At 67.0% G+C, this 21,095-nt stretch carries 14 protein-coding genes and 1 pseudogene; 10 read left to right on the forward strand and 5 right to left on the reverse strand.

The annotated features are described in order from the left end of the window. Positions 1-180: 180 nt before the first annotated feature. Together G6N56_RS16460 and gltB are read right to left on the reverse strand one after the other, a co-directional pair. Positions 181-1,647: a glutamate synthase subunit beta gene (locus G6N56_RS16460; protein WP_085257432.1), complete on the reverse strand. Its 1,467-nt coding sequence runs from the start codon at positions 1,645-1,647 to the stop codon at positions 181-183. After that, positions 1,640-6,217 carry a glutamate synthase large subunit gene (gltB, locus tag G6N56_RS16465; RefSeq protein ID WP_085257433.1) on the reverse strand — a complete coding sequence of 1,526 codons (4,578 nt, stop codon included), beginning with the start codon at positions 6,215-6,217 and terminating at the stop codon, positions 1,640-1,642. Before gltB ends, G6N56_RS16460 begins: the two co-directional genes overlap by 8 nt. A gap of 640 nt (positions 6,218-6,857) precedes the next feature. On the opposite strand from gltB, the gene G6N56_RS16475 reads away from it, so the two are divergent. After that, complete coding sequence (locus tag G6N56_RS16475) at positions 6,858-8,078, forward strand: MinD/ParA family ATP-binding protein (protein WP_180150353.1); 1,221 nt, start codon at positions 6,858-6,860, stop codon at positions 8,076-8,078. On the opposite strand, the pseudogene G6N56_RS28445 reads toward G6N56_RS16475, so the two are convergent. From G6N56_RS28445 to G6N56_RS16485, 3 genes and pseudogenes are all read right to left on the reverse strand, one after another. Then, positions 8,061-8,210 (reverse strand): annotated as a pseudogene (locus tag G6N56_RS28445) (RNA polymerase sigma factor SigI); the annotation flags it as partial. The gene G6N56_RS16475 and the pseudogene G6N56_RS28445 sit on opposite strands and share 18 nt — an antisense overlap. 26 nt (positions 8,211-8,236) lie before the next feature. Further along, positions 8,237-8,518, reverse strand: coding sequence for a WhiB family transcriptional regulator (locus G6N56_RS16480; RefSeq protein ID WP_085254127.1), 282 nt, complete (start codon positions 8,516-8,518; stop codon positions 8,237-8,239). A gap of 147 nt (positions 8,519-8,665) precedes the next feature. Continuing rightward, positions 8,666-8,956: a WhiB family transcriptional regulator gene (locus G6N56_RS16485; RefSeq protein WP_085254128.1), complete on the reverse strand. Its 291-nt coding sequence runs from the start codon at positions 8,954-8,956 to the stop codon at positions 8,666-8,668. Positions 8,957-9,456: 500 nt separating this feature from the next. Here G6N56_RS16485 and G6N56_RS16490 point away from each other — a divergent pair, with 500 nt between their 5' ends. The 9 genes from G6N56_RS16490 to eccCb all read left to right on the forward strand — a co-directional run bounded on the left by G6N56_RS16490 (position 9,457) and on the right by eccCb (position 21,030). Beyond that, the gene (locus G6N56_RS16490) at positions 9,457-10,191 is read left to right on the forward strand and encodes a transcriptional regulator (protein ID WP_085254129.1); all 735 of its coding nucleotides are present in this window, start codon (positions 9,457-9,459) and stop codon (positions 10,189-10,191) included. Between the two features lie 354 nt (positions 10,192-10,545). After that, entirely contained in the window at positions 10,546-11,913 is a 1,368-nt protein-coding gene (locus G6N56_RS16495) for an EspA/EspE family type VII secretion system effector (protein ID WP_085254130.1), read from the forward strand. Positions 11,914-11,987: 74 nt separating this feature from the next. Continuing rightward, a complete protein-coding gene (locus tag G6N56_RS16500) occupies positions 11,988-12,305 on the forward strand; it encodes an ESX-1 secretion-associated protein (RefSeq protein ID WP_085254131.1) in 318 nt (105 codons plus the stop codon). Positions 12,306-12,307: 2 nt separating this feature from the next. Continuing rightward, positions 12,308-13,159, forward strand: coding sequence for an ESX secretion-associated protein EspG (locus G6N56_RS16505; protein WP_085254132.1), 852 nt, complete (start codon positions 12,308-12,310; stop codon positions 13,157-13,159). 34 nt (positions 13,160-13,193) lie between these two features. Beyond that, positions 13,194-13,808, forward strand: coding sequence for a hypothetical protein (locus G6N56_RS16510; protein WP_085254184.1), 615 nt, complete (start codon positions 13,194-13,196; stop codon positions 13,806-13,808). Between the two features lie 51 nt (positions 13,809-13,859). Next, positions 13,860-15,581 (forward strand): type VII secretion AAA-ATPase EccA, encoded by a 1,722-nt coding sequence (gene eccA, locus G6N56_RS16515; RefSeq protein ID WP_085254133.1) that lies wholly within the window; start codon positions 13,860-13,862, stop codon positions 15,579-15,581. Positions 15,582-15,584: 3 nt separating this feature from the next. Further along, positions 15,585-17,033, forward strand: a complete 1,449-nt coding sequence (eccB, locus tag G6N56_RS16520) for a type VII secretion protein EccB (protein ID WP_085254134.1) — start codon at positions 15,585-15,587, stop codon at positions 17,031-17,033. After that, entirely contained in the window at positions 17,033-19,279 is a 2,247-nt protein-coding gene (gene eccCa / locus G6N56_RS16525; RefSeq protein ID WP_085254135.1) for a type VII secretion protein EccCa, read from the forward strand. The genes eccB and eccCa overlap by 1 nt, the downstream gene beginning before the upstream one ends. After that, positions 19,276-21,030: a type VII secretion protein EccCb gene (gene eccCb, locus G6N56_RS16530; RefSeq protein ID WP_085254136.1), complete on the forward strand. Its 1,755-nt coding sequence runs from the start codon at positions 19,276-19,278 to the stop codon at positions 21,028-21,030. The genes eccCa and eccCb overlap by 4 nt, the downstream gene beginning before the upstream one ends. Positions 21,031-21,095 lie beyond the last annotated feature (65 nt).

The raw sequence follows: 21,095 nt of genomic DNA on the forward strand, positions 1-21,095 counted from the left end.
CGCCCCACCCGCGATCGATGTAATGGATTCATATGCACGGTGACCACTCCTGCGACGGTCCGTTCGGCCGGGGCCTCTGTGGCGTGAAGCCCACAGCGGTCAATTAGACACCCGCCCCCTGGCAAACTATGGCAGACGCGCCGAAGGAATCGCGCCGTGTTTCTGGTGTGACTGATGTGACTACTGAAGCGGCACCGCGGTCGGCTTGACCGGCGCGGGCAGTGCGGTGGCGCCCATCAGGTAGCGGTCCACCGCGGCGGCCGCGGCGCGACCCTCAGCTATCGCCCAGACGATCAGGGACTGGCCCCGGCCCATGTCCCCGGCAACGAAGACGCCCGGCACGGACGTGTCGAAATCGCTGCCGCGGGACACGTTTCCGCGCTCGGTCAACTTGACGTCGAGTTCGGTCAGCAGGCCTTCCTTCTCGGGGCCCACGAATCCCATGGCCAGCAGCACCAGGTCGGCCTCGATCTCGAAGTCGGAACCCTCGACCTTGACGAACTTGCCGTCCTCCATCGTCACCTCGTGCGCCTTCAGCGCGGTGACGTGCCCATCCTTGCCGACAAACTCCTCGGTGTTCACCGAGAAGATCCGCTCGCCGCCCTCTTCATGCGCGGAGGACACGCGGTACATCAGTGGATAGGTCGGCCACGGCGTGGACGGCGCGCGGGATTCCGGTGGCCGCGGCATGATCTCGAACTGATGCACGGCGATCGCGCCCTGCCGGTGCGCGGTACCCAGGCAGTCCGCCCCGGTGTCGCCACCGCCGATGATGACGACCTTCTTACCCTTGGCGGTAATCGGCGGCTCGCCGTCCTCCCCGAGCACGTCATCACCCTCCTGCACCCGGTTACCCCAGGGCAGGTATTCCATCGCCTGATGGATGCCGTCCAGCTCCCGGCCGGGAACGGGCAGGTCCCGCCATGCGGTCGCACCGCCCGCCAGCACCACCGCGTCGAAGTCGGCGCGCAGCTGCTCGGCGGTGATGTCGACGCCGACGTTGACGTTCACGCGGAACTCGGTGCCCTCGGCACGCATCTGCTCCAGACGCCGGTCGAGGACCCGCTTTTCCATCTTGAATTCCGGGATGCCGTAGCGCAGCAGCCCACCGATGCGATCCGCCCGCTCGAAGACGGTGACGGCGTGGCCGGCACGGGTCAGCTGCTGTGCGGCGGCCAGACCGGCCGGGCCCGAGCCCACCACGGCGACCTTCTTCCCGGTCAGCACGTCCGGGGGTAGTGGCACCACGAAGCCTTCGTCGAAGGCGTGGTCGATGATCTCCAGCTCGATCTGCTTGATCGTCACCGGATCCTGGTTGATGCCCAGCACGCACGCCGGCTCGCACGGCGCGGGACACAGCCGCCCGGTGAAGTCCGGGAAGTTGTTGGTGGCGTGCAGTCGCTCGATCGCGTCGTTCCACCGGCCCCTGCGCACCAGGTCGTTCCACTCCGGGATCAGGTTGCCTAACGGGCACCCGTTGTGGCAGAAGGGAATACCACAGTCCATGCAGCGGGTCGCCTGCTCGCGCAAGGTCTCGTCGTCGAACTCCTCGTAGACCTCGTGCCAGTCGCGCAGGCGCAGCGGGACGGGTCGGCGCTTGGGCAGTTCCCGGTGCGTGTACTTCAGGAAGCCGGTCGGGTCAGCCATGCGCGGCCGCCATGATGGCCTTGTCGACGTCCACGCCGTCGCGCTCCGCCTCGGCGATCGCCTGGAGCACCCGCTTGTAGTCACGTGGCATGACCTTGGCGAAGTGCCGCCGCTGCCCGTGCCAGTCGGCCAGGATCCGCTGTCCCACCGCGGAATCGGTGGCGTCGACGTGCGCCTGGATCATGCCGCACAGCGATTCTGCGTCGTCTTCATCGAGGGTCTCGAGTTCTACCATTTCGGTGTTGAGGTTCTTCGGAAATTCGCCGTCGGGGTCGTACACGTAGGCGACCCCGCCCGACATGCCCGCCGCGAAGTTGCGGCCGGTATGTCCGAGGATGACGACCTTGCCGCCGGTCATGTATTCACAGCCGTGGTCACCCACGCCCTCGACCACCGCGTGGGCGCCCGAGTTGCGCACCGCGAACCGCTCGCCGACCACGCCGCGCAGGTAAAGCTCACCGCTGGTGGCACCGAACAGGATCACGTTGCCGCCGATGATGTTGTCCTCGGCGACATAGCCGTCCGGGGCGTTGTCCGAGGGCCGCACCACGATCCGGCCACCGGACAGGCCCTTGCCGACGTAGTCGTTGGCGTCGCCGTAGACCCGCAGGGTGATGCCCTTCGGTACGAAGGCGCCGAAGCTGTTACCGGCCGACCCCTCGAACGTGATGTCGATGGTTCCGTCCGGGAGGCCTTGGCCGCCGTACGCTTTCGTCAGCTCGTGCCCCAGCATGGTGCCCACCGTGCGGTTGACGTTGCTGATCGTGGTCGAGAACCGCACCGGCTTACCGGAATCCAGCGCCTCGCGACTCATCACGATCAGCTGCTGATCGAGAGCCTTGTCCAGGCCGTGGTCCTGGCGCGAACTGCAGTACAGATCCTGGTTCATGAACGCCGACTCGGGCTCGTGCAGCACCGGGGTCAGGTCCAGCTTGTGCGCCTTCCAATGCGCCCGCGCCAGCGTGGTGTCGAGCGCCCGGACCTGGCCGACGGCCTCGTTGAGGGTGCGGAAGCCCAACTGCGCCATGTATTCTCGAACCTCTTCGGCGATGAACATGAAGAAGTTCTCGATGAATTCCGGCTTGCCGGTGAACCGCTCCCGCAGCAGCGGGTTCTGCGTGGCCACCCCGACGGGGCAGGTGTCCAGGTGGCACACCCGCATCATGATGCAGCCGGCCACCACCAGCGGTGCGGTGGCGAAGCCGAACTCCTCGGCGCCCAGCAGCGCGGCGATCATCACGTCGCGGCCCGTCTTGAGCTGGCCATCCACCTGGACCACGATCCGATCGCGTAACCCGTTGAGCAGCAACGTCTGCTGCGTCTCGGCCAGACCCAGCTCCCACGGAGCCCCGGCATGCTTCTGGGAGGTCAGCGGGGTGGCGCCGGTGCCGCCGTCGTGGCCCGAGATCAACACCACGTCGGCGTGCGCCTTGGAGACCCCCGCCGCGACCGTGCCGACTCCGTTCTCCGAGACCAGCTTCACGTGCACCCGCGCGGCCGGGTTGGCATTCTTCAGGTCATGGATCAGCTGCGCCAGGTCCTCGATCGAGTAGATGTCGTGGTGCGGCGGCGGCGAGATGAGACCGACACCCGGCGTCGAGTGCCGCACAGTGGCGACCCACGGGTACACCTTGTGGCCCGGAAGTTGGCCACCCTCACCGGGCTTGGCGCCCTGCGCCATCTTGATCTGGATGTCGGTGCAGTTCGTGAGGTAGTGCGAGGTCACTCCGAACCGGGCCGAGGCCACCTGCTTGATCGCGCTGCGGCGCCAGTCCCCGTTGGGATCGCGCTCGAAACGCTTGACGTCCTCGCCGCCCTCACCGCTATTGGATCGGGCGCCCAACCGGTTCATCGCGATCGCGAGCGTCTCGTGCGCCTCGGCGGAGATCGAGCCGTAGCTCATCGCCCCGGTGGAGAAGCGTTTGACGATCTCGCTCGCGGGCTCGACCTCCTCGATCGGGACGGGCGGGCGCACACCGCCACGGAACTTGAGCAGGCCGCGCAGCGAAGCCATTTGCTCGCTCTGGTCGTCGACCATGCGGGTGTAGTCCTTGAAGATCTTGTACTGACCGGTGCGCGTGGCGTGCTGAAGCTTGAACACCGTCTCGGGGTTGAACAGGTGGTACTCGCCCTCGCGGCGCCACTGGTAATCCCCGCCCACCTCAAGCTCGCGGTGCGCGCGCTCGTCGCGGCGATCCAGGTAGGCCAGCCGATGGCGGGCGGCGACGTCGGTGGCGATGTCCTCGAGCGTGATGCCGCCGATCGGGCAGCTCAGCCCTGTGAAGTACTCGTCGAGCACGTCGTCTGAGATGCCGACCGCCTGGAACAGCTGGGCGCCGGTGTAGGAGGCCAGCGTAGAGATGCCCATCTTCGACATCACCTTCAACACGCCCTTGCCCGCGGCCTTGACGTAGTTGTTCAGGGCCGTGTTGCGGTCCAGGCCGTCGAAGAAGCCGCGGTCCAGCATGTCCTCGATCGACTCGAACACGAGGTAGGGGTTGATCGCTGCGGCTCCGAAGCCGACCAGCGCCGCCATGTGGTGCACCTCGCGGGCATCGCCGGTCTCGACGACCAGGCCCACCTGGGTGCGCGTGCGGTCACGCACCAGGTGGTGGTGCACTCCGGCCACGGCGAGCAACGACGGGATGGGAGCCATCTGTTCGTTGGACTCGCGGTCGGACAGGATGATGACCCGCGCACCCTCGGCGATCGCGGCCGACGCCTGCGCGCGCACGTCCTCCAGCGCGGCGGCCAATCCGGCACCGCCCTCGGCGACCGGATACAGGCAGCGAATCACCTTGGAGCGCATGCCATGTGCGCGCCCATTGACCTTGTCGTCCGGATTCAGGTTGACCAGCTTCGCGAGCTCGTGGTTACGCAGGATCGGCTGCTGCAGAAGGATCTGACGGCAGGAAGCCTCGTTCGGGTTGAGCAGGTCGCATTCCCCGCCGGTGGTGCCCTGCAGGCTGGTCACCACCTCCTCCCGGATGGCGTCCAGGGGCGGGTTGGTCACCTGGGCGAACAGCTGCTGGAAGTAGTCGTAGAGCATCCGCGGGCGCTGCGAGAGCACCGCGACCGGGGTGTCGGTGCCCATCGAGCCGATCGGTTCGGCGCCGGTGCGCACCATCGGCGCCACCAACAGGTTGAGTTCCTCATAGGTGTAGCCGAATGCCAACTGCCGCTTGACGACTCGCTCGTGCGGCATCCGCACGTAGTCGCCCTGGGGCAACTTGTCCAGCGGGACAAGGCCCTTGTCGAGCCACTCCTGGTAGGGATGCTCGGCGGCCAGCTCGGCTTTGATCTCCTCGTCGGCGACGATGCGGCCCTGCTCGGTGTCCACCAGGAACATCCGGCCCGGCTGCAGCCGCATCCGGCGGACCACCTTGGTCGGGTCGAGGTCGAGCACACCGGCCTCGGAGGCCATCACCACCAGGCCATCCTCGGTGACCCAGATCCGTGAGGGCCGCAGGCCATTCCGGTCGAGCACGGCGCCGACGATGGTGCCGTCGGTGAACGTGATCGACGCCGGTCCGTCCCAGGGCTCCATCAACGAAGCGTGGTATTCGTAGAACGCCCGTCGAGCCGGGTCCATCGCCTCGTTGCGCTCCCACGCCTCGGGGATCATCATGAGCACCGCGTGCGCCAGGCTGCGCCCACCCAGGTGCAGCAGTTCGAGAGCCTCGTCGAAGCGCGCGGTGTCCGAGGCTCCAGGCGTACAGATCGGGAACAACTTCTCCACGTCGGCACCGAAGACGTCGGTCTTGATCAACGCCTCGCGGGCCCGCATCCAGTTCTCGTTGCCGGTGACGGTGTTGATCTCCCCGTTGTGGGCCACCCTGCGGAAGGGGTGGGCCAGCGGCCAGGAAGGAAAGGTGTTGGTGGAGAACCGCGAATGCACGATACCCAGTGCGCTCGTCATCCGATCGTCTTGCAGGTCAAGGTAGAACGCCTTGAGCTGCGGGGTCGTCAGCATGCCCTTGTAGACCAGCGTCCGCCCGGAAAGGCTTGGGAAATAGACGGTTTCGCGGCCCGGGCCGTCCTGGCCCGGGCCCTTGGTCCCGAGTTCATGCTCGGCACGCTTGCGGATCACATAGCAGCGGCGCTCCAGCGTCATGCCGGAAGCACCCGCCAGGAAGACCTGCCGGAACGTTGGCATCACATCCCGGGACAGCGCGCCCAGCGACGAGTCATCGATGGGCACGTTGCGCCAGCCGAGCACCTGCAGGCCCTCGGATTCGACGATCTTCTCGACCGACGCGCAGGCGGCCGCGGCATCCTTGGCCGACTGCGGCAGGAACGCGATCCCGGTGGCGTAGTCACCCGGGGCGGGCAGCTCGAAATCCACGACCTCGCGAAGGAACGCGTCCGGGACCTGGATCAGGATGCCGGCGCCGTCACCGCTGCGCGGCTCGGCGCCCTGGGCGCCCCGGTGTTCCAGGTTGAGCAGCGCGGTGATCGCCTTGTCGACGATGTCGCGGCTGCGGCGGCCGTGCATGTCGACGACCATGGCCACACCACACGCGTCGTGCTCGAACGCGGGGTTGTACAACCCGGCGCGCTTGGGCGTCATTTGCCACCTGACCCTTCACCAGAAGTTCTCGGCTGCCGTTATGAGCGGCTCCGGCGGGGCCGCACCCTGAGGTTGCGGGCTAAGGCCCCTTCGGTCTTGTCTGTAGGCTGTCCCCCAGGCGGAGAAGATCCGGTTCGAGCTTGGTCCGTGCAGCGCTGAACGGTGGCCTGGAATCTGTCTCGACAAGTCGTAAAACGATATGACACTACCCGCCTGACATGCCAACTTCCTCAAGTCTAGCTGCCAGTTGGCACCGCCGTAAATTCGTGGCGCCCCGGCCGCCGCAACGCCGTCGACCTGCTGTTCAGCCGCTGATAACCTGTTCGCCAACGGTGCAGCACCCCCGGCCCGGACGCCCCGCCGCCGCCCACGCGAGTTTGCTGCAGCTGCGGCGGGAGGTGACACTCACGTTTCCGGGCCGCCCCATCACGTGCTCAGCGGGTGTCGCGCCGGCGGCGCTTTTGGCAGCCAGAAGTTTGCGCGGCGGCGGCGGAGGCCCTGCGGCGGCGTGTACTCGATACTGGACCGATACTGGTCCGCATCAGGCGTCGGCGGTTGGACCGTGGGGCTCGTCACGTGGCGGGTCTTTGCGGTCGGGCCACCGCACGCGACGACCAATCGCCCGGCAGCCGAGGAGCCCATGAACGAGCGCGACGACTTCCTGCGGAACCGCGTACAGCCCGCCCCACCGGCACCGCCAGCGCCGCGCCCCACCGCCCCGCCCCGGGGTGCTTACGGGCCTCCCCCGTCCGCGGCCGCCCCACCTGCGGCCGCCCCACCGCGGCCCCTGCCGCCGCCCCGACCCGCGGCACCGCCCGCCCAGGCCCGCCACCCCGCGGCGCCGCCTCCGGGGCCCCCTGCACCGCACGCCCCTCCGCCGCGGGCCGCAGCACCTCCGCCCCCGCCCGCAGACGGCCCGGTCGCGCCGGTCCCCGCGTCCGCCGCGGAACCGGCGGACCGCGGTTGGCGCCGCCTAGTGCGGGTCCTCACCTTTGGGCTCGTCAAGCTGGGCCCCTCGCCGGCACAACGGCAAGAAGCCCAGTACGAGGCGGCCATCCGCACGCCCCTGCGCGGCAACTACAAAGTCGGCGTGCTGGGCAAGGGCGGCGTGGGCAAGACGTCGGTGGCCGCCAGCGTCGGCTCGCTGTTCGCGGAGCTGCGCAGGCAAGACCACGTGGTGGCCATCGATGCCGACACCGCCTTCGGCCGGTTGAGCAGCAGAATCGATCCCGCGTCCACCGCCTCGTTCTTCGAGCTGACCGCGGACAAGAACTTGAGGTCGTTCGGTGACGTGGTCGGGCGCCTGGGCCGCAATTCCGCCGGTCTCTACGTGCTCGGCGGTGAACCGCCGTCGGGACCACGCCGGGTGCTCGATTCCGCGATCTACCGCGAGGCCGCGCTACGGCTGGACCGCCATTTCACGATCTCGGTCATCGACTGCGGCTCGACGATGGACGCGCCGGTCACCCAGGAGGCCCTGCGCGACCTGGACGCGCTGATCGTGGTGTCCTCGCCCTGGGCCGACGGTGCGTCGGCCGCAGCGAGGACGATGGAGTGGCTAGCCGATCAGGCGCTGTCCACGCTGCTGCAGAACACCATCGTCGTCCTCAACGACTCCGATGGGCACGCCGACAAGCGCACCCGGGCGTTGCTGGCCCGCGAATTCGTCGACCATGGCCAGCCGGTGGTCGAAGTGCCGTTCGATCCGCATCTGCGGCCCGGCGGCGTGATCGACGTGAAGCAGGAGATGGCCCGGGCCACGCGACACCGGTTTCTCCAGGTGACGGCCACCGTCGCGGGATATTTCGCGGCGCGACCGGAGCGCACCCGCGACCGGCCCACCCCCGACAACTCGGACTGATCCGGCGGATTCACGGCCACGGAATTCCCGCGCGCGCCGCACCAGCTGGCGGCAGGTGTCGCTAGGGCGCCCCACGGTCTCGGCAGTGGCGTCAAACAGGACGGCGAACACGTCGTGCAATACGAACGCCACCCACTTGGGACGCGAGTACTTGTGACTTAAGCCGACTTCGCGGACTGGCGCACCGGATATCCGTTGCGCTCGGCGAGGGACCGCAGCTGGCGCAGGGCGAAGGTCCGCGGTCGGCCGCCCTCCGGGATCACGACGCCCGCCCACAGTCCCTCGGCACCCGGCGACTCGACCGCATCGCGGGCGCACTGCCAGCGCCTCGGGCACGCCCGGCACAGCGCCTTCGACTCGGCGTCAGGGGTGGTCGTCCACCGGTCGGGGTCCCGCGTGCACACGCCGAGCGGGATGTTGTGCAGGGCAGGTGCCGTCATGAATCTCACTCCTCCGGAAGCGTTGCATTTGCGCGGTCCACTCATCCCGAAGCGTAGAGGAGTAACTGTCGCATTGCAACGGTTTATTGGTTGTCTGCAACGGAATGGCGATGCGACGCCTCGGTCGCTCGCCGACGGCAGGCAGAATCACGCCGATCGGGGTGGCACATTCTGGTAGCGCACCGGGTACCCGTTGCGTTCGGCCAGCGACTTCAGCTGTCGTAATGCGAAGGCCCGGGCTCGTCCGCCTTCCGGAATCAACACGCCCGCCCACAAGCCTTCCGCGCCCGGCAGCTCGCACGCATCCCGGGCGCACGGCCACCGGCGCGGGCATGCCCGGCATAGCGCCTTTGCGGCGTCATCGGGATCAGTGGTCCAGCGATCGGGGTCTCGGGTGCAGGCACCTTGCGAAAACCAGTACTCAACCGTGGCTGTCATTGCCCACGTTCCTCCAGCAAGCATCGCTCTTCCGATGGATGCCCCCCGAGGCGCCGCAGAGCGCTGCGGCGCCATAGCCAAGGATGGCACACCCGATGCGCGGCCGCGTCCTATCCGGGCGCTCCCCGGCCGCGGGGCGCCGCAGAATCTTCCCTGCTTATCGCCCAGATGAACGGGAGCTGGCCGTGCGGTGCCGCGTTCGCAAACGGGCGTCGTTCTTGGGGGCAGCAGGCCATGCGATCGCCCGCCCACGGCGCCACCCCGCTCCGCGGGCACGCCCGGGTGTGTCGACAGCAAATTCAAAGGCGGCTCGTGGCCGTTCGTCCGCCGAGCGTCGCCTTCCGGCTACATCCGTAGCGATCTGGCGGTTGGGGGTGACCGGATTCGCCGTGCGACTCACCAAACGTAGCGATAACCGCTATGGCTCGGTGGATGCGACGGTTAGAATCGTCGCGGCGGAAGGCCCGCCCCGCTGCCGTCGACCGAGGAACTCATCGAGGATGCCAAGCGACTCCGATCCGGGGCTGGTTCGCGCGGGAGCCGCCGCGGCCGCCCGCCGCCGCGAACTCGACATCAGTCAGCGCAGTCTCGCGTCCGACGGGATCATCAACGCCGGGGCGCTGATCGCGTTCGAAAAAGGCCGCAGCTGGCCTCGCAAGCGGACCCGGGCCAAACTCGAGGAGGTCCTGCGGTGGCCGGCCGGGACCATCGAGCGGGTCCGTCGCGGCGACCCGATTCCGCCCGGCGCGACCGCGCCGGTCCCGCCCCCCGATGACGTTCCCGAGACCGGCCCGGACGCCGAGGCGCCGGGATCGTTGATCGCCCAGGCGGTCGTGGCGGCCGTGGACGGCTGCAGCCTGGCCATCGCGGCGTTGCCACCGGTCGACGATCCCGAGTTCACCGCCAGGGCAACGCCCATCCTCATCGACCTACGCCAGCTGGAGGCGATTGCGGTCCGAGCGACCCGCATCAGTGGGATGACGCCCGACCTCATCCGGGCGCTGAGCACGGTGCGCCGTCAGTACGACGAATTGATGACTTTCAGCGCGAACGCCGCGGGCGCCACCCTCGCGCAGCGGCTGTACGCGACGCGGCGGCGCGCGAACCTCTCCACTTCGGAGACGGCGCAGGCGGCCGGACTGCCCGAGGAAGTGATCCTGCGCGCGGAATCCGAGGAACCGTTGCCTGCCGATGCGGCGGACGCGATCGAGAAATTGATCAGCCATATCGGCTAAAAGATTTCAACGCTTTTTTGGTCCAAATTCGCGGGTCCCCCATTAGTGATGCGCGCTCCCCCGTCATTCCGGCGCGCTTTCCGGCGCGCGAGCTGACTCCGAACCGCGGGCACCGCCGTTGCGCGCGACGCACCGCTCGGCCGCATCGATCGAGTCCCCGGGCCGGCCGACCCGAATCGTTCACCGAACAGCAATCGCACGGCCATCTTCACGGCCGCGTTCATGCGTCGCGCCTCCCGAAACCCCTGGCATGCGCGAAAATTCGTGCATCGCGGGCATCGGCGCGCTGTTACGCTCGACCTACCGTACCCAGGATCGGTGCACGGACCCGCGACTGCGAAGGGAAGCACGGGCATGGCTTGGATCACCGCCGCCGTAACCGGAGTTCAGCGAGGCAAAGACTCGGTGACCTATGGCCTCAAGGGCGACTGGGCCGGTTCATTGGTGAACGGACTCGCGCTCGGCGGAAAAGTTGCGGAAGCCTTATTCAAGAGGCAGGCAAGCGAGGCTTTCAAGAAGGCGACAGAGGCCGCCGCTAAAAAAGCGGGCCTGCCGACCCCGACCTACATTATCGACGCGATGATGCTCGCTATCAACCTGGTGGCATTACTCAATGGATTCGGGGACGAGCGAGCGAGCTGCATCAATGTGGCCAAAGAACAACTGGAAAATGTCCAGCAGTCCTTGGAGGCAGCGCTTCCGGACAGTCGAGACTGGAGCGGTGACTCAGCGGACGCCTACGTCAATATGGTCACCAAGTTGCAGAATTTCGTGCAGTCCATGGAAGCCCTGGACAAAGAATTGCAAGGCTACGTGATAAACCAGGCCGACTCCGTGAAAAAGGCGAATATGTGCATTTCATATTCGACGCTGGCGCTGATCGCTGCCTACATTCCGGCCTTGGCGCTGTACGCGGTCCCGATCATCGGCGCCGAACTCTCGCTGGCCTTTCAGATCGTTGCAGCGTTCGCGGTGGGAGCGGCGGTCTTCGCCATGGAAATGCTGACGCTTTCCAATTCGATGAGCGTTTCCAACCAGCTGCAAGTAACGATCACCAAATACGACACGCTGGGCACGAGCATCGTCAATGACATGTCCGGGGACTTCGGCAGCATCGAAGGAACACTGAAGGCGATGCAGGGCAAGACGGCCGAGACGACCACCGTCGGCAGCTTCACGGCCATCTCCGATGGCCTGTCGGAGTTCACCGCGACGCCGACCATCAGCTCGCTGGCCAACGCCGCCGGCGCCGGCGTTCCCCGGACGCAGCGCGAACTCGTGAACGTGCTCAGCGAGTCCGGAACCCCCGCCGCGGTGGCGGCGGCGCCGCCGCAGACCCCGGAGGCGCCGCAGACCCCGGAAGCACCGGCGGCACCGGCGGCACCGGCCGCGTCGATCACGGTGCCCAGCGCCGCCCAGATGGCCCGCATGGCACAGACGTCGGCCGCCTGGGCCCAGGGCCTCTCGCAGCCCATGAACCAGGTCAACCAGTCGGTCAGTCAGACGATGCAATCGGTGCAGCAGTTCGCCCAGATGGGACAGGGGGCGGGCCAGCCGCCGGCGGCGCCCGTCGAGGAGGCCGACGCCAAGGAAGAAGACGCGGCCGCCGACGAAGGCGGAGCGGCCGCGGGCACGGCGCACGGCGAGCGTGCACCCATCACAGTTGCCGATGTTCACGCCGGCGACGAACAGGAGCACGACAGGACCGAGCGTGTTCTCTGATGCCACTCGCTCATCGAAATCCGAGAGTCCCGTGCCCCGCGACAAGCGAAATTCCCCGCCAAGGAGACTGACCAATGCCTAAAAATCTCGTGGTCGTACCGGAGAATTTGGAAAAATACGCAAAGAAGCAGGACGCGGCATCAAGTAAGGCCAGCGAAGCGGCCGGTGCAACCTCCGGTCTGGGCACCAATGTATGGCTATATCAGGGCGTTATCAGTGGCGTTTCCAATGGAGCGGTTTCAGACGCCGAGGTCGTACGCAGCGCCGCGTGCGGAAAGATTTCGGCGGCCGCTCACTCACTCGCCGAAAAACTGCGCGCCGCCAAGCTGGCGTATGAGGGCGTTGACGTCGACTTGGGCGTGAACATCAATAAGCAAGTACTTGACAAATAATCATGTCCGGTCCCCTCGCCGCCGGTCACACCGGCCTTGTCGACGACGTTGTCGGTGTGGAGGTGACCATCGACGGCATGCTGGCGATCGCCGATTCCCTGCACCTGGCCGAATTCCCGACGGTGCTCGGGATCCGGCCGAACATCCCGCAAGAGGACCTGCGCAACCTCGTGTGGGAGCAGGTCCGGCGTGATCTGACCGCGCAAGGGGTACTGAGCAGTCACGGCGAGCCCCACCCCACGGTGGCGGCGATGGCCGACATCCTCAGCAGACCCGATCGGTGCCTGGAGGGCAGGTGGTGGCGGCGCGATCTCGGCGGCACGATGGTGCGATTTGCAGTGTGCCGCAAGGAAGAACGGCACGTCGTCGCGGCCCGAGACGGCGACCTGCTGGTGCTGCAGCTGGTGGCCCCGCAGGTCGGCCTCGCGGGCATGGTGACCACCGTTCTGGGCACCGCCGAGCCGGCCTGCGTCGAACCGCTGACAGGTATCGCGGCCGAGCTGGCCGGGTGCACCACCGCTGCACAGTTGGCCGGCTACGGCCTCGCTCCGGCCTCGGCCCGCGCCTACGCCGAGATCATCGGTAACCCCAGCGGCTGGGTGGAGATCACTGCCGGTCAGCGCCACCCCGGCGGCACGTCCACGCACACCGACGTGGCCGCGGGCGTCCTCGAGTCCGCGCGAGGCAGGCTGGTGTCGCTGCCCCGGCGCGTCGGCGGCGAACTCTACGGGAGCTTCCTGTCCGGCACCCCGGAAAACCTGCAGCGCGCGCTGGACGGCCTGCTGGAGTTTCTCCCAGCGGGCACCTGGTTCGACCACGCCGATGCCGCCGGCGCCTCACACCATACGGGCTGACCTCTGCCGCTACACAATTCAGAAAGAAGGACTCATGCCGCAGTACGACGACCACGACGATCTCGCTGCCCTCGATTTCTCTTCCCACGAGTCGTCCCCCGACGATGACGCCATCGCCGATTCGCAAGCCCTGGATTTCTCCGTGGCCGAAGGCGACGACGAGGCGTCAGCCGCCGACGCGTTCGACGACTTCGCGCCCTCCGACGCCGGAAGCACCGACAGCGAGCTGGACGCCATCGCCTCGGTCGCCGAGGTGAGCGAGGAGGACGAGAGCGAAGAAGATGGGCTTCAGCTGTTCACGGTGACCAATCCCCTGGATACGGTGTCGGTTTCGGCTCTCATGGACGGTAGGACCCAGAGGGTGGACCTGTCTGCGAAGGCAACCAGCATGACCGAGTCCGAGCTTGCCGACGAGATACTCGTCCTTGCGGACCTGGCTCGGCAGCAAGGACTGGCCGGCCAGCACAAGTTCGTGTTGGAGAGCGCGTCACAGGTGGAAGGCGTTGCAGAACTGAGCGAGAGTGGGTTGGACGCCGGCGACTTCCTCCGTAGCTTCATGGAGCACGACATGCACATGCCGACCCCAGAACAGGCCGACGCGGCTCAGGCAGAGGTGTTCGCCGCCCGATACGCGGCCGACAATGAATGACGCCGTCCCCGGCGCGATCTCGCGCTTTGCTTCGAGCCTGGAAATACCGACGTGACTGATCACCTTGCCGCCCTGTTCGAAAGCGCGGTCGGCATGCTGCCCATCTCGCAGCCGCGCGCCCTGGACATCTTCACCGAGATCACGGACTACGACGAATCGGCCTGCGACGCATGGATCGGACGCATCCGCTGTGGTGACACCGATCGGGTGACACAGTTTCGCGCCTGGTACTCGCGCACGCACTTCGGCCGGCTGGCGGGGTCCGCGCAAGTCTCGATGAACGCCGTCGGCGCCCGGGTGTCCATCGGCGGGATGTATGGCGACATCACGTATCCGGTCAACTCACCGCTGGCGATCACCATGGGATTCGCCGTGAACGAAGCCGCGTACGGCAATTACGCGGACGCCATGGAGGCGCTGGAGGACTGTCCGACCACCGGAGCCGAGCACCTGGTGTCCTGGGTCAAGGCGGTGATCTACGGCGAGTCCCAGCGGTGGACCGAAGTGATCGACGAGATCAGGGGCGCCGCGCGGTGGCCCGACGCGTTCCTGGCCGCCGCGGCTGGCGTCGCCCACGGCGTGGCGGCGGCCAACCTGGGGCTGTTCACCGAAGCCGAACGCCGACTCACCGAGGCCAACGCCTCGCCGGCGGGCGAAGCGTGCGCTCGGGCCATCGCCTGGTATCTGGCGATGACGCGTCGCGGCCAGGGGAACGAAGAGGCGGCGGTGGCGCTGCTGGAATGGCTGCAGACCACCCACCCGGAGCCCAAAGTAGCCGCCGCCCTGAAGGACTCGTCTTATCGGCTGCAGACGACCAGCGCGGAGCAGATCGCCGCCCGCACCGATCCCTGGGATGCGTCCACCGTCGTCGCCGACACCTCCGGGCGGGAGAAGCTGCTCGCCGAGGCGGAAGCCGAGCTGGAGCGGCAGATCGGGCTCACCCGGGTCAAGGACCAAGTGGAGCGATACCGCGCCGCGACGCAGATGGCACGGGTGCGCGCCGCCCGCGGCATGAAAGTCGCCCAACCGAGCAAGCACATGATTTTCACCGGGCCGCCCGGGACCGGCAAGACGACGATAGCCAGGGTGGTTGCCAACATCCTTGCCGGACTGGGCGTTATCAGCGAGCCGAAGCTCATCGAGACGTCGCGCAAGGACTTCGTCGCCGAATACGAGGGGCAATCGGCGGTCAAGACCACCAAGACCATCGATCGCGCCCTCGGCGGGGTCCTGTTCATCGACGAGGCGTACGCGCTCGTGCAGGAACGCGACGGGCGAACCGACCCCTTCGGGCAAGAGGCGCTCGACACCCTGCTGGCGCGAATGGAGAACGACCGCGACCGGCTGGTGGTGATCATCGCCGGCTACAGTGCGGACATCGATCGGCTGCTGGAAACCAACGAAGGCCTGAGGTCCCGGTTCGCCACCCGCATCGAGTTCGAGTCATACTCGCCTGAGGAAATTCTCGAGATCGCGAAAGTGATTGCCAAGTCCAATGATTCGTCGCTGAGCACGGAGGCGGCCGATATCCTGCTGGAGGCGGCGAAGCTGCTGAGCCAGCGGAATGTGCGCGGCAAACCCGCGCTGGACATCGCCGGCAACGGTCGCTACGCCCGCCAGCTGGTGGAAGCCGGGGAACAATACCGCGACATCCGGCTGACGCGAGCACCCGACTTCGAGGAACTTGATGCCGACCGCCTGAGCGAGATCAACGGCGGCGACATGGCCGACGCGATCGCCGCGGTCCACGGCCGCCTCGACATCACCGAGTGAGCCATGGCAAGTTTCCGGCTTACCACGAAGGTTCAGGTCAGCGGCTGGCGTTTCCTGCTGCGGCGCCTGGAGCACGCCATCGTGCGCCGCGACACCCGCATGTTCGACGACCCGATGCAGTTCTACAGCCGCTCGGTCGCGCTCGGCATCGTCGTCTCGGTACTGATCTCGGTGGGCGCCGTGGCAATGGCCTACTTCAAACCGCAGGGCAAGCTCGGCAGCGGCAACTTGTTCGTCGACCGCTCGACCGACCAGCTCTATCTGATGGTGTCGGGTCAATTGCATCCCGTCTACAACCTGACCTCGGCACGCCTAGTGCTGGGCAACCCGGCCGATCCGACGGGTGTGAAACCCGCGGAGCTGAACCGGTTGCCCAGAGGCCAGTCGATCGGCATTCCCGGCGCCCCGTACGCCACGCCCGTGTCGGCGGACTCCTCGTCGGTCTGGACGCTCTGCGACACCGTCAGCAACGCCGACAGCGTCAATCCCACCGTGCAGACGGCGATTTTGGCGAGGCCGCTGCAGATCGAGACCCCCGCCATAGACCCGATCCTCCCCAACGAAGCGCTGCTGGCGTCCTTCCAGGGCAAGGATTGGATCGTCGACGCCCACGGGCGCCACGCGACGGATCTCAGCGACCGGCCCATGACCTTCGCCGTCGGAATACGCGGAACCGCCAAGCCGAGTCCGCTTTCCACGGCGATGTTCAATGCACTACCCGACGCCGGGTCCTGGCAGCTGCCTCCGATCCCCAGCGCGGGGTCACCCAACACGCTCGGGCTTCCCGAACAGTTGGTGATCGGGTCGATACTGCAGATCCACGGGGACTCGGGTCCGCGCTACTTCGTGGTCCTGCCCGACGGCGTCGCGCCCGTCAATGCCAACACCGCCGCGGCGCTGCGCGCGATCCAGTCCTACGGCCTCGTCGCGCCCCCAGCGCTGGTGTCCAGCGAGGTCGTCAGGATTCCTGAAGTGGTGTACAACTCGCCGTTGCCCGACCAGCCCGTCAAGATCGTGTCTCGGCCGCAGGATCCCGCGCTGTGCTGGACGTGGGAACGCAAGACCGGCGAACAAAGTCCGAAGACAACGGTGCTGACCGGTCGGCACCTCCCACTGCCGCCGTCAGCGATGAGTCAAGGCATCAAGCAGATCCAGGGAGCCGCAACGGTTTACGTCGATGGCGGAAAGTACGTGCAGCTGCAATCCCCGGATCCTCGGTATGGGGAATCGCTGTATTACGTCGATCCGCAGGGGGTGCGCTACGGCCTGCCCGACCAGCAGACGGCCACCTCCCTGGGCCTGAGCTCACCGAAGCCCGCGCCGTGGGAGATCGTTCGCCTCCTGGTCGACGGCCCGGTGCTGTCCAAAGATGCGGCCCTGCTGGAGCACGACACGCTGCCCGCCGACCCGAGCCCCCGCAAAGTACCCGCCGCCGCCCCCGGAGCGCCCTGATGGCGACGAAGAAGTTCACCCCGAGCGTCACACGCGGCCCCCGCCTGACTCCGGGCGAAATCGCGGTCACCCCGCCCGAGGACCTTGGCGTGGACATCCCCCCGTCCGGCGTGCAGAAGGCCCTGCCGTACGTGATGGGTGCCTGCATGCTCGGCATGATCGCGATCATGGTGGTCAGCGGGACCAGGCAGCTCTCGCCGTACATGCTGATGATGCCGCTGATGATGATCATGATGTCGATGGGCATGATGGCGGGCGGCGGAGGGGGCGGCGGCAAGAAGGTCCCTGAGATCAACGCCGACCGTAAGGAATACCTGCGGTATCTGGCCGGACTTCGTCCCCGGGTGACGTCTTCGGCCACCGCGCAGGTCGCCTTCTTCGGATACCACGCCCCCCACCCCGACGACCTGCTGTCGCTGATCGGCACGCCCCGGCAGTGGTCGCGTCCGGCCAGCGCCGACTTCTACGCAGCCACCCGCATCGGAATCGGTGACCAGCCGGCCGTGGATCGGCTCATGAAGCCGTCCGCCGGCGGTGAGCTGGCGGGTCCCGGTGCGGCGCCCCAGCCCTACCTCGAGCCCGTGGCCAACATGTGGGTCGTCAAGTTCCTGCGCACTCACGGGCTCATCCACGATTGCCCGAAACTGCTGCAGCTGCGTACCTTTCCGACGATCGCCGTGGGCGGCGACCCGGTCGGATCGGCCGGGCTGCTGGCCGCGATGATCTGCCACTTGGCGGTTTTCCACCCGCCCGACCTGCTGCAGATCCGAGTGCTCACCGAGGACCCTGACGACCCGGAGTGGTCCTGGCTGAAGTGGCTGCCACACGTGGCGCATCCGACCGAAACCGACGGCGCCGGGCCGGCCCGCATGATCTACTCCCGTCCAGACCAGCTGTCGGATCTGGCCGCCCGCGGTCCGCACACACCCGATTCGCTTCCGGGCGGCCCCTACGTGGTGGTCGTCGACCTCACCGGCGGCAAGGCGGGATTCCCCCGCGACGGCAGGGCCGGCGTCACGGTGTTGACGCTGGGCAACCATCGCGGCTCGAACTATCGCATCAGGGTCGCCGACGACGGGACCGCCGATGACCGCCTGCCCGGGCAATCGTTCCGTCAGGTCACGGCAACCACCGACCGGGTGTCCGCCCAGCAGGCCCACCGCATCGCCCGAAAATTGGCAGGGTGGTCCATCACCGGGACCGTGATCGACAAGAAGGGCGCCGGGACTCAGAAGAAGGTGGCGACCGAATGGCACCAGTTGGTCGGTGCCCAGAGCGTGGAGGAGGTGACGCCGGCGCGCTGGCGGATGTACGCCGACAAAGACCGTGATCGCCTGAGAATCCCGTTCGGCCATGAACTGAAGACTGGCAACATCATGTACCTCGACATCAAGGAAGGCGCCGAATTCGGCGGCGGGCCACACGGCATGCTGATCGGAACCACCGGATCCGGTAAGTCCGAATTCCTTCGCACCCTTATCCTCTCGCTGGTCGCGATGCACCACCCGGACCAGGTGAACCTGCTGCTGACCGACTTCAAGGGTGGGTCGACGTTCCTCGGGATGGAGAAGCTTCCGCACACCGCCGCCGTGATCACCAACATGGCGGAGGAGGCCGAACTGGTCAGCAGGATGGGCGAGGTGTTGACCGGTGAACTCGACCGACGGCAGACGCTGCTGCGGCAGGCCGGCGTCACGGTCGGCGCCACCGGAGCGCTTTCCGGCGTCGCCGAATACGAGAAGTACCGCGAACGCGGCGCCGATCTAGCCCCGTTACCAACGCTTTTCGTTGTCGTTGACGAGTTCGCGGAGCTGCTGCAGAGTCACCCGGATTTCATCGCGCTTTTCGACCGGATCTGCCGTGTTGGCCGGTCACTGCGCGTGCATCTGCTGCTGGCCACCCAGTCGCTGCAAACGGGCGGGGCCCGCATCGACAAGCTCGAGCCCAACCTTACCTACCGCATCGCTCTGCGCACCACCAGCTCGCACGAGTCCAAGTCGGTGATCGGAACGCCGGAGGCGCAATACATCACCAACAAGGAAAGCGGTGTCGGGTTCCTTCGGGTCGGCATGGAAGACCCGGTCAAGTTCAGCACCCTGTACACCGGTGCTCCCTACATTCCGCCGGCGCGGACCGAAACCAATGGCGACGGTAACGGGGCCGGCCCGCACAGCGGCGGCCCGAAGCGGATGCGCATCCACCAATTCACGGCGGCTCCGATCGTGGACGAGGTGATGGTGCCATGACAGTCGAACCTAAAGTGCGAGCGCTGAGCGAGGTGGTGCTGGACCAGCTCAGCACCCCTGAGTCGCGGGCCTACAAGATGTGGTTGCCCCCACTGAAAGACCCGACTCCGGTCAACGAACTCGTCGCCCGCGACGAGCGGCAACCGCTGCGATTTGCGCTCGGCATCATGGACGAGCCGCGTCGGCATCTCCAAGGGGTCTGGGGGGTCGACGTGTCGGGTGCCGGCGGGAACATCGGCATCGGCGGCGCGCCGCAGACGGGCAAGTCCACCCTGCTGCAAACCATGGTGCTCTCGGCGGCGGCCACCCACTCCCCGAGGCAAGTCCAGTTCTACTGCATCGATCTCGGCGGCGGCGGCCTGATGTATCTCGAAAACCTGCCTCACGTCGGCGGGGTGGCCACCCGATCGGAGCCGGACCGTGTCATGCGGGTGGTCGCCGAAGTGCAAGCCGTTCTGCGTCAACGGGAAGTCACCTTCAAGGAGCACCGGGTCGGGTCGATCGCGATGTATCGCCAGCTGCGCGAAGACCCGGCCCAACCCGTCGCGGCCGATCCGTTCGGGGACGTCTTCCTGATCATCGACGGGTGGCCGGCGTTCGTCAGCGAGTTCCCCGACCTCGAATCGAAGGTCCAGGACCTGGCCGCTCAGGGCCTCTCGTTTGGTATCCATACCGTCATCACCACGCCGCGCTGGACGGAACTGAAGTCGCGCGTCCGCGACTATCTCGGGACCAAGATCGAGTTCCGGCTCGGCGACGTCAACGACACCCAGATCGACCGCGCCACAAGGGAGATACCGGCGAACCGGCCCGGGCGGGCGATGTCGTTCGAGAGGCACCACCTGATGATCGGCGTGCCGCGATTCGACGGCGTGCACAGTGCGGACAACCTCGTCGAGGCGATCACCGCCGCGACGAACGACGTCGCGGCCCGGCACACCGATCAGGCGCCGCGGGTCCGCGTCCTGCCGGAACGCATCTACTTACACGAACTCGACCCGCACCCGCCGGGCCCCGACGCCGACTACCGCGCTCGCTGGACCATTCCGATCGGCGTGCGGGAAACAGACCTGTCGGTGGCGTACACGCAGATGTTCACGACGCCGCACCTGTTGATCTTCGGTGCGGCCAAGTCGGGCAAGACGCGCACCGCCCATGCGATCGCGCGAGCGATCTGCGCCCGCAACAGTCCTCGGCAAGTGCGTTTCATGCTCGCCGATTACCGCTCGGGTCTGCTCGACGCGGTGCCCGACAGTCATCTGCTCGACGCGGGGGCGATCAACCGCAACAGCACGACGCTCGACGAGGCCATCAAAGCACTTGCTACCAACCTGAAGAAGCGGCTCCCGCCCGCGGACCTGACGACCGCGCAGCTTCGGTCCCGATCGTGGTGGAGCGGATTCGATGTCGTACTTCTGGTCGACGATTGGCACATGATCGTGGCGGCCGCCGGAGGCATCCCTCCGATGGCGCCGCTGGCGCCCTTGTTGCCGGCCGCCTCTGACATCGGGTTGCACATCATCGTGACCTGCCAGATGAGCTCGGCATACAAGGCGACCATGGACAAATTCGTGGGCGCGGCATACGGCGCGGGCTCCCCCACCCTGTTCCTTTCCGGCGACAAGCAGGATTTCCCGTCGCGGGATATCCAGGTGAAGCCGCGCCCCCCCGGGCAGGCATTTCTCGTGTCGCCGGAGGGCAAAGAAGTCATCCAGGCGGCCTACATCGATCCGCCAGAAGAAGTGCACTGACCACCACGCGGCGGCGATTAGGATTATTTCAGCGTCAGCAAAGCGGCTGGACCTCAAATCGCCTG

Source organism: Mycobacterium saskatchewanense (assembly GCF_010729105.1).
GTDB classification, from domain to species: Bacteria; Actinomycetota; Actinomycetes; order Mycobacteriales; family Mycobacteriaceae; genus Mycobacterium; species Mycobacterium saskatchewanense.

Bases quoted from the DNA above. Each gene is read 5' to 3' on its own strand.
- G6N56_RS16485 (WP_085254128.1), bottom strand. From the start codon at position 8,956: ATGACAGCCACGGTTGAGTACTGGTTTTCGCAAGGTGCCTGCACCCGA.
- G6N56_RS16460 (WP_085257432.1), bottom strand. From the start codon at position 1,647: ATGGCTGACCCGACCGGCTTCCTGAAGTACACGCACCGGGAACTGCCC.
- G6N56_RS16495 (WP_085254130.1), top strand. From the start codon at position 10,546: ATGGCTTGGATCACCGCCGCCGTAACCGGAGTTCAGCGAGGCAAAGAC.
- eccB (WP_085254134.1), top strand. From the start codon at position 15,585: ATGGCAAGTTTCCGGCTTACCACGAAGGTTCAGGTCAGCGGCTGGCGT.
- G6N56_RS16490 (WP_085254129.1), top strand. From the start codon at position 9,457: ATGCCAAGCGACTCCGATCCGGGGCTGGTTCGCGCGGGAGCCGCCGCG.
- G6N56_RS16510 (WP_085254184.1), top strand. From the start codon at position 13,194: ATGCCGCAGTACGACGACCACGACGATCTCGCTGCCCTCGATTTCTCT.
- gltB (WP_085257433.1), bottom strand. From the start codon at position 6,217: ATGACGCCCAAGCGCGCCGGGTTGTACAACCCCGCGTTCGAGCACGAC.
- G6N56_RS16500 (WP_085254131.1), top strand. From the start codon at position 11,988: ATGCCTAAAAATCTCGTGGTCGTACCGGAGAATTTGGAAAAATACGCA.
- G6N56_RS16505 (WP_085254132.1), top strand. From the start codon at position 12,308: ATGTCCGGTCCCCTCGCCGCCGGTCACACCGGCCTTGTCGACGACGTT.
- G6N56_RS16480 (WP_085254127.1), bottom strand. From the start codon at position 8,518: ATGACGGCACCTGCCCTGCACAACATCCCGCTCGGCGTGTGCACGCGG.
- eccCb (WP_085254136.1), top strand. From the start codon at position 19,276: ATGACAGTCGAACCTAAAGTGCGAGCGCTGAGCGAGGTGGTGCTGGAC.
- eccCa (WP_085254135.1), top strand. From the start codon at position 17,033: ATGGCGACGAAGAAGTTCACCCCGAGCGTCACACGCGGCCCCCGCCTG.
- G6N56_RS16475 (WP_180150353.1), top strand. From the start codon at position 6,858: ATGAACGAGCGCGACGACTTCCTGCGGAACCGCGTACAGCCCGCCCCA.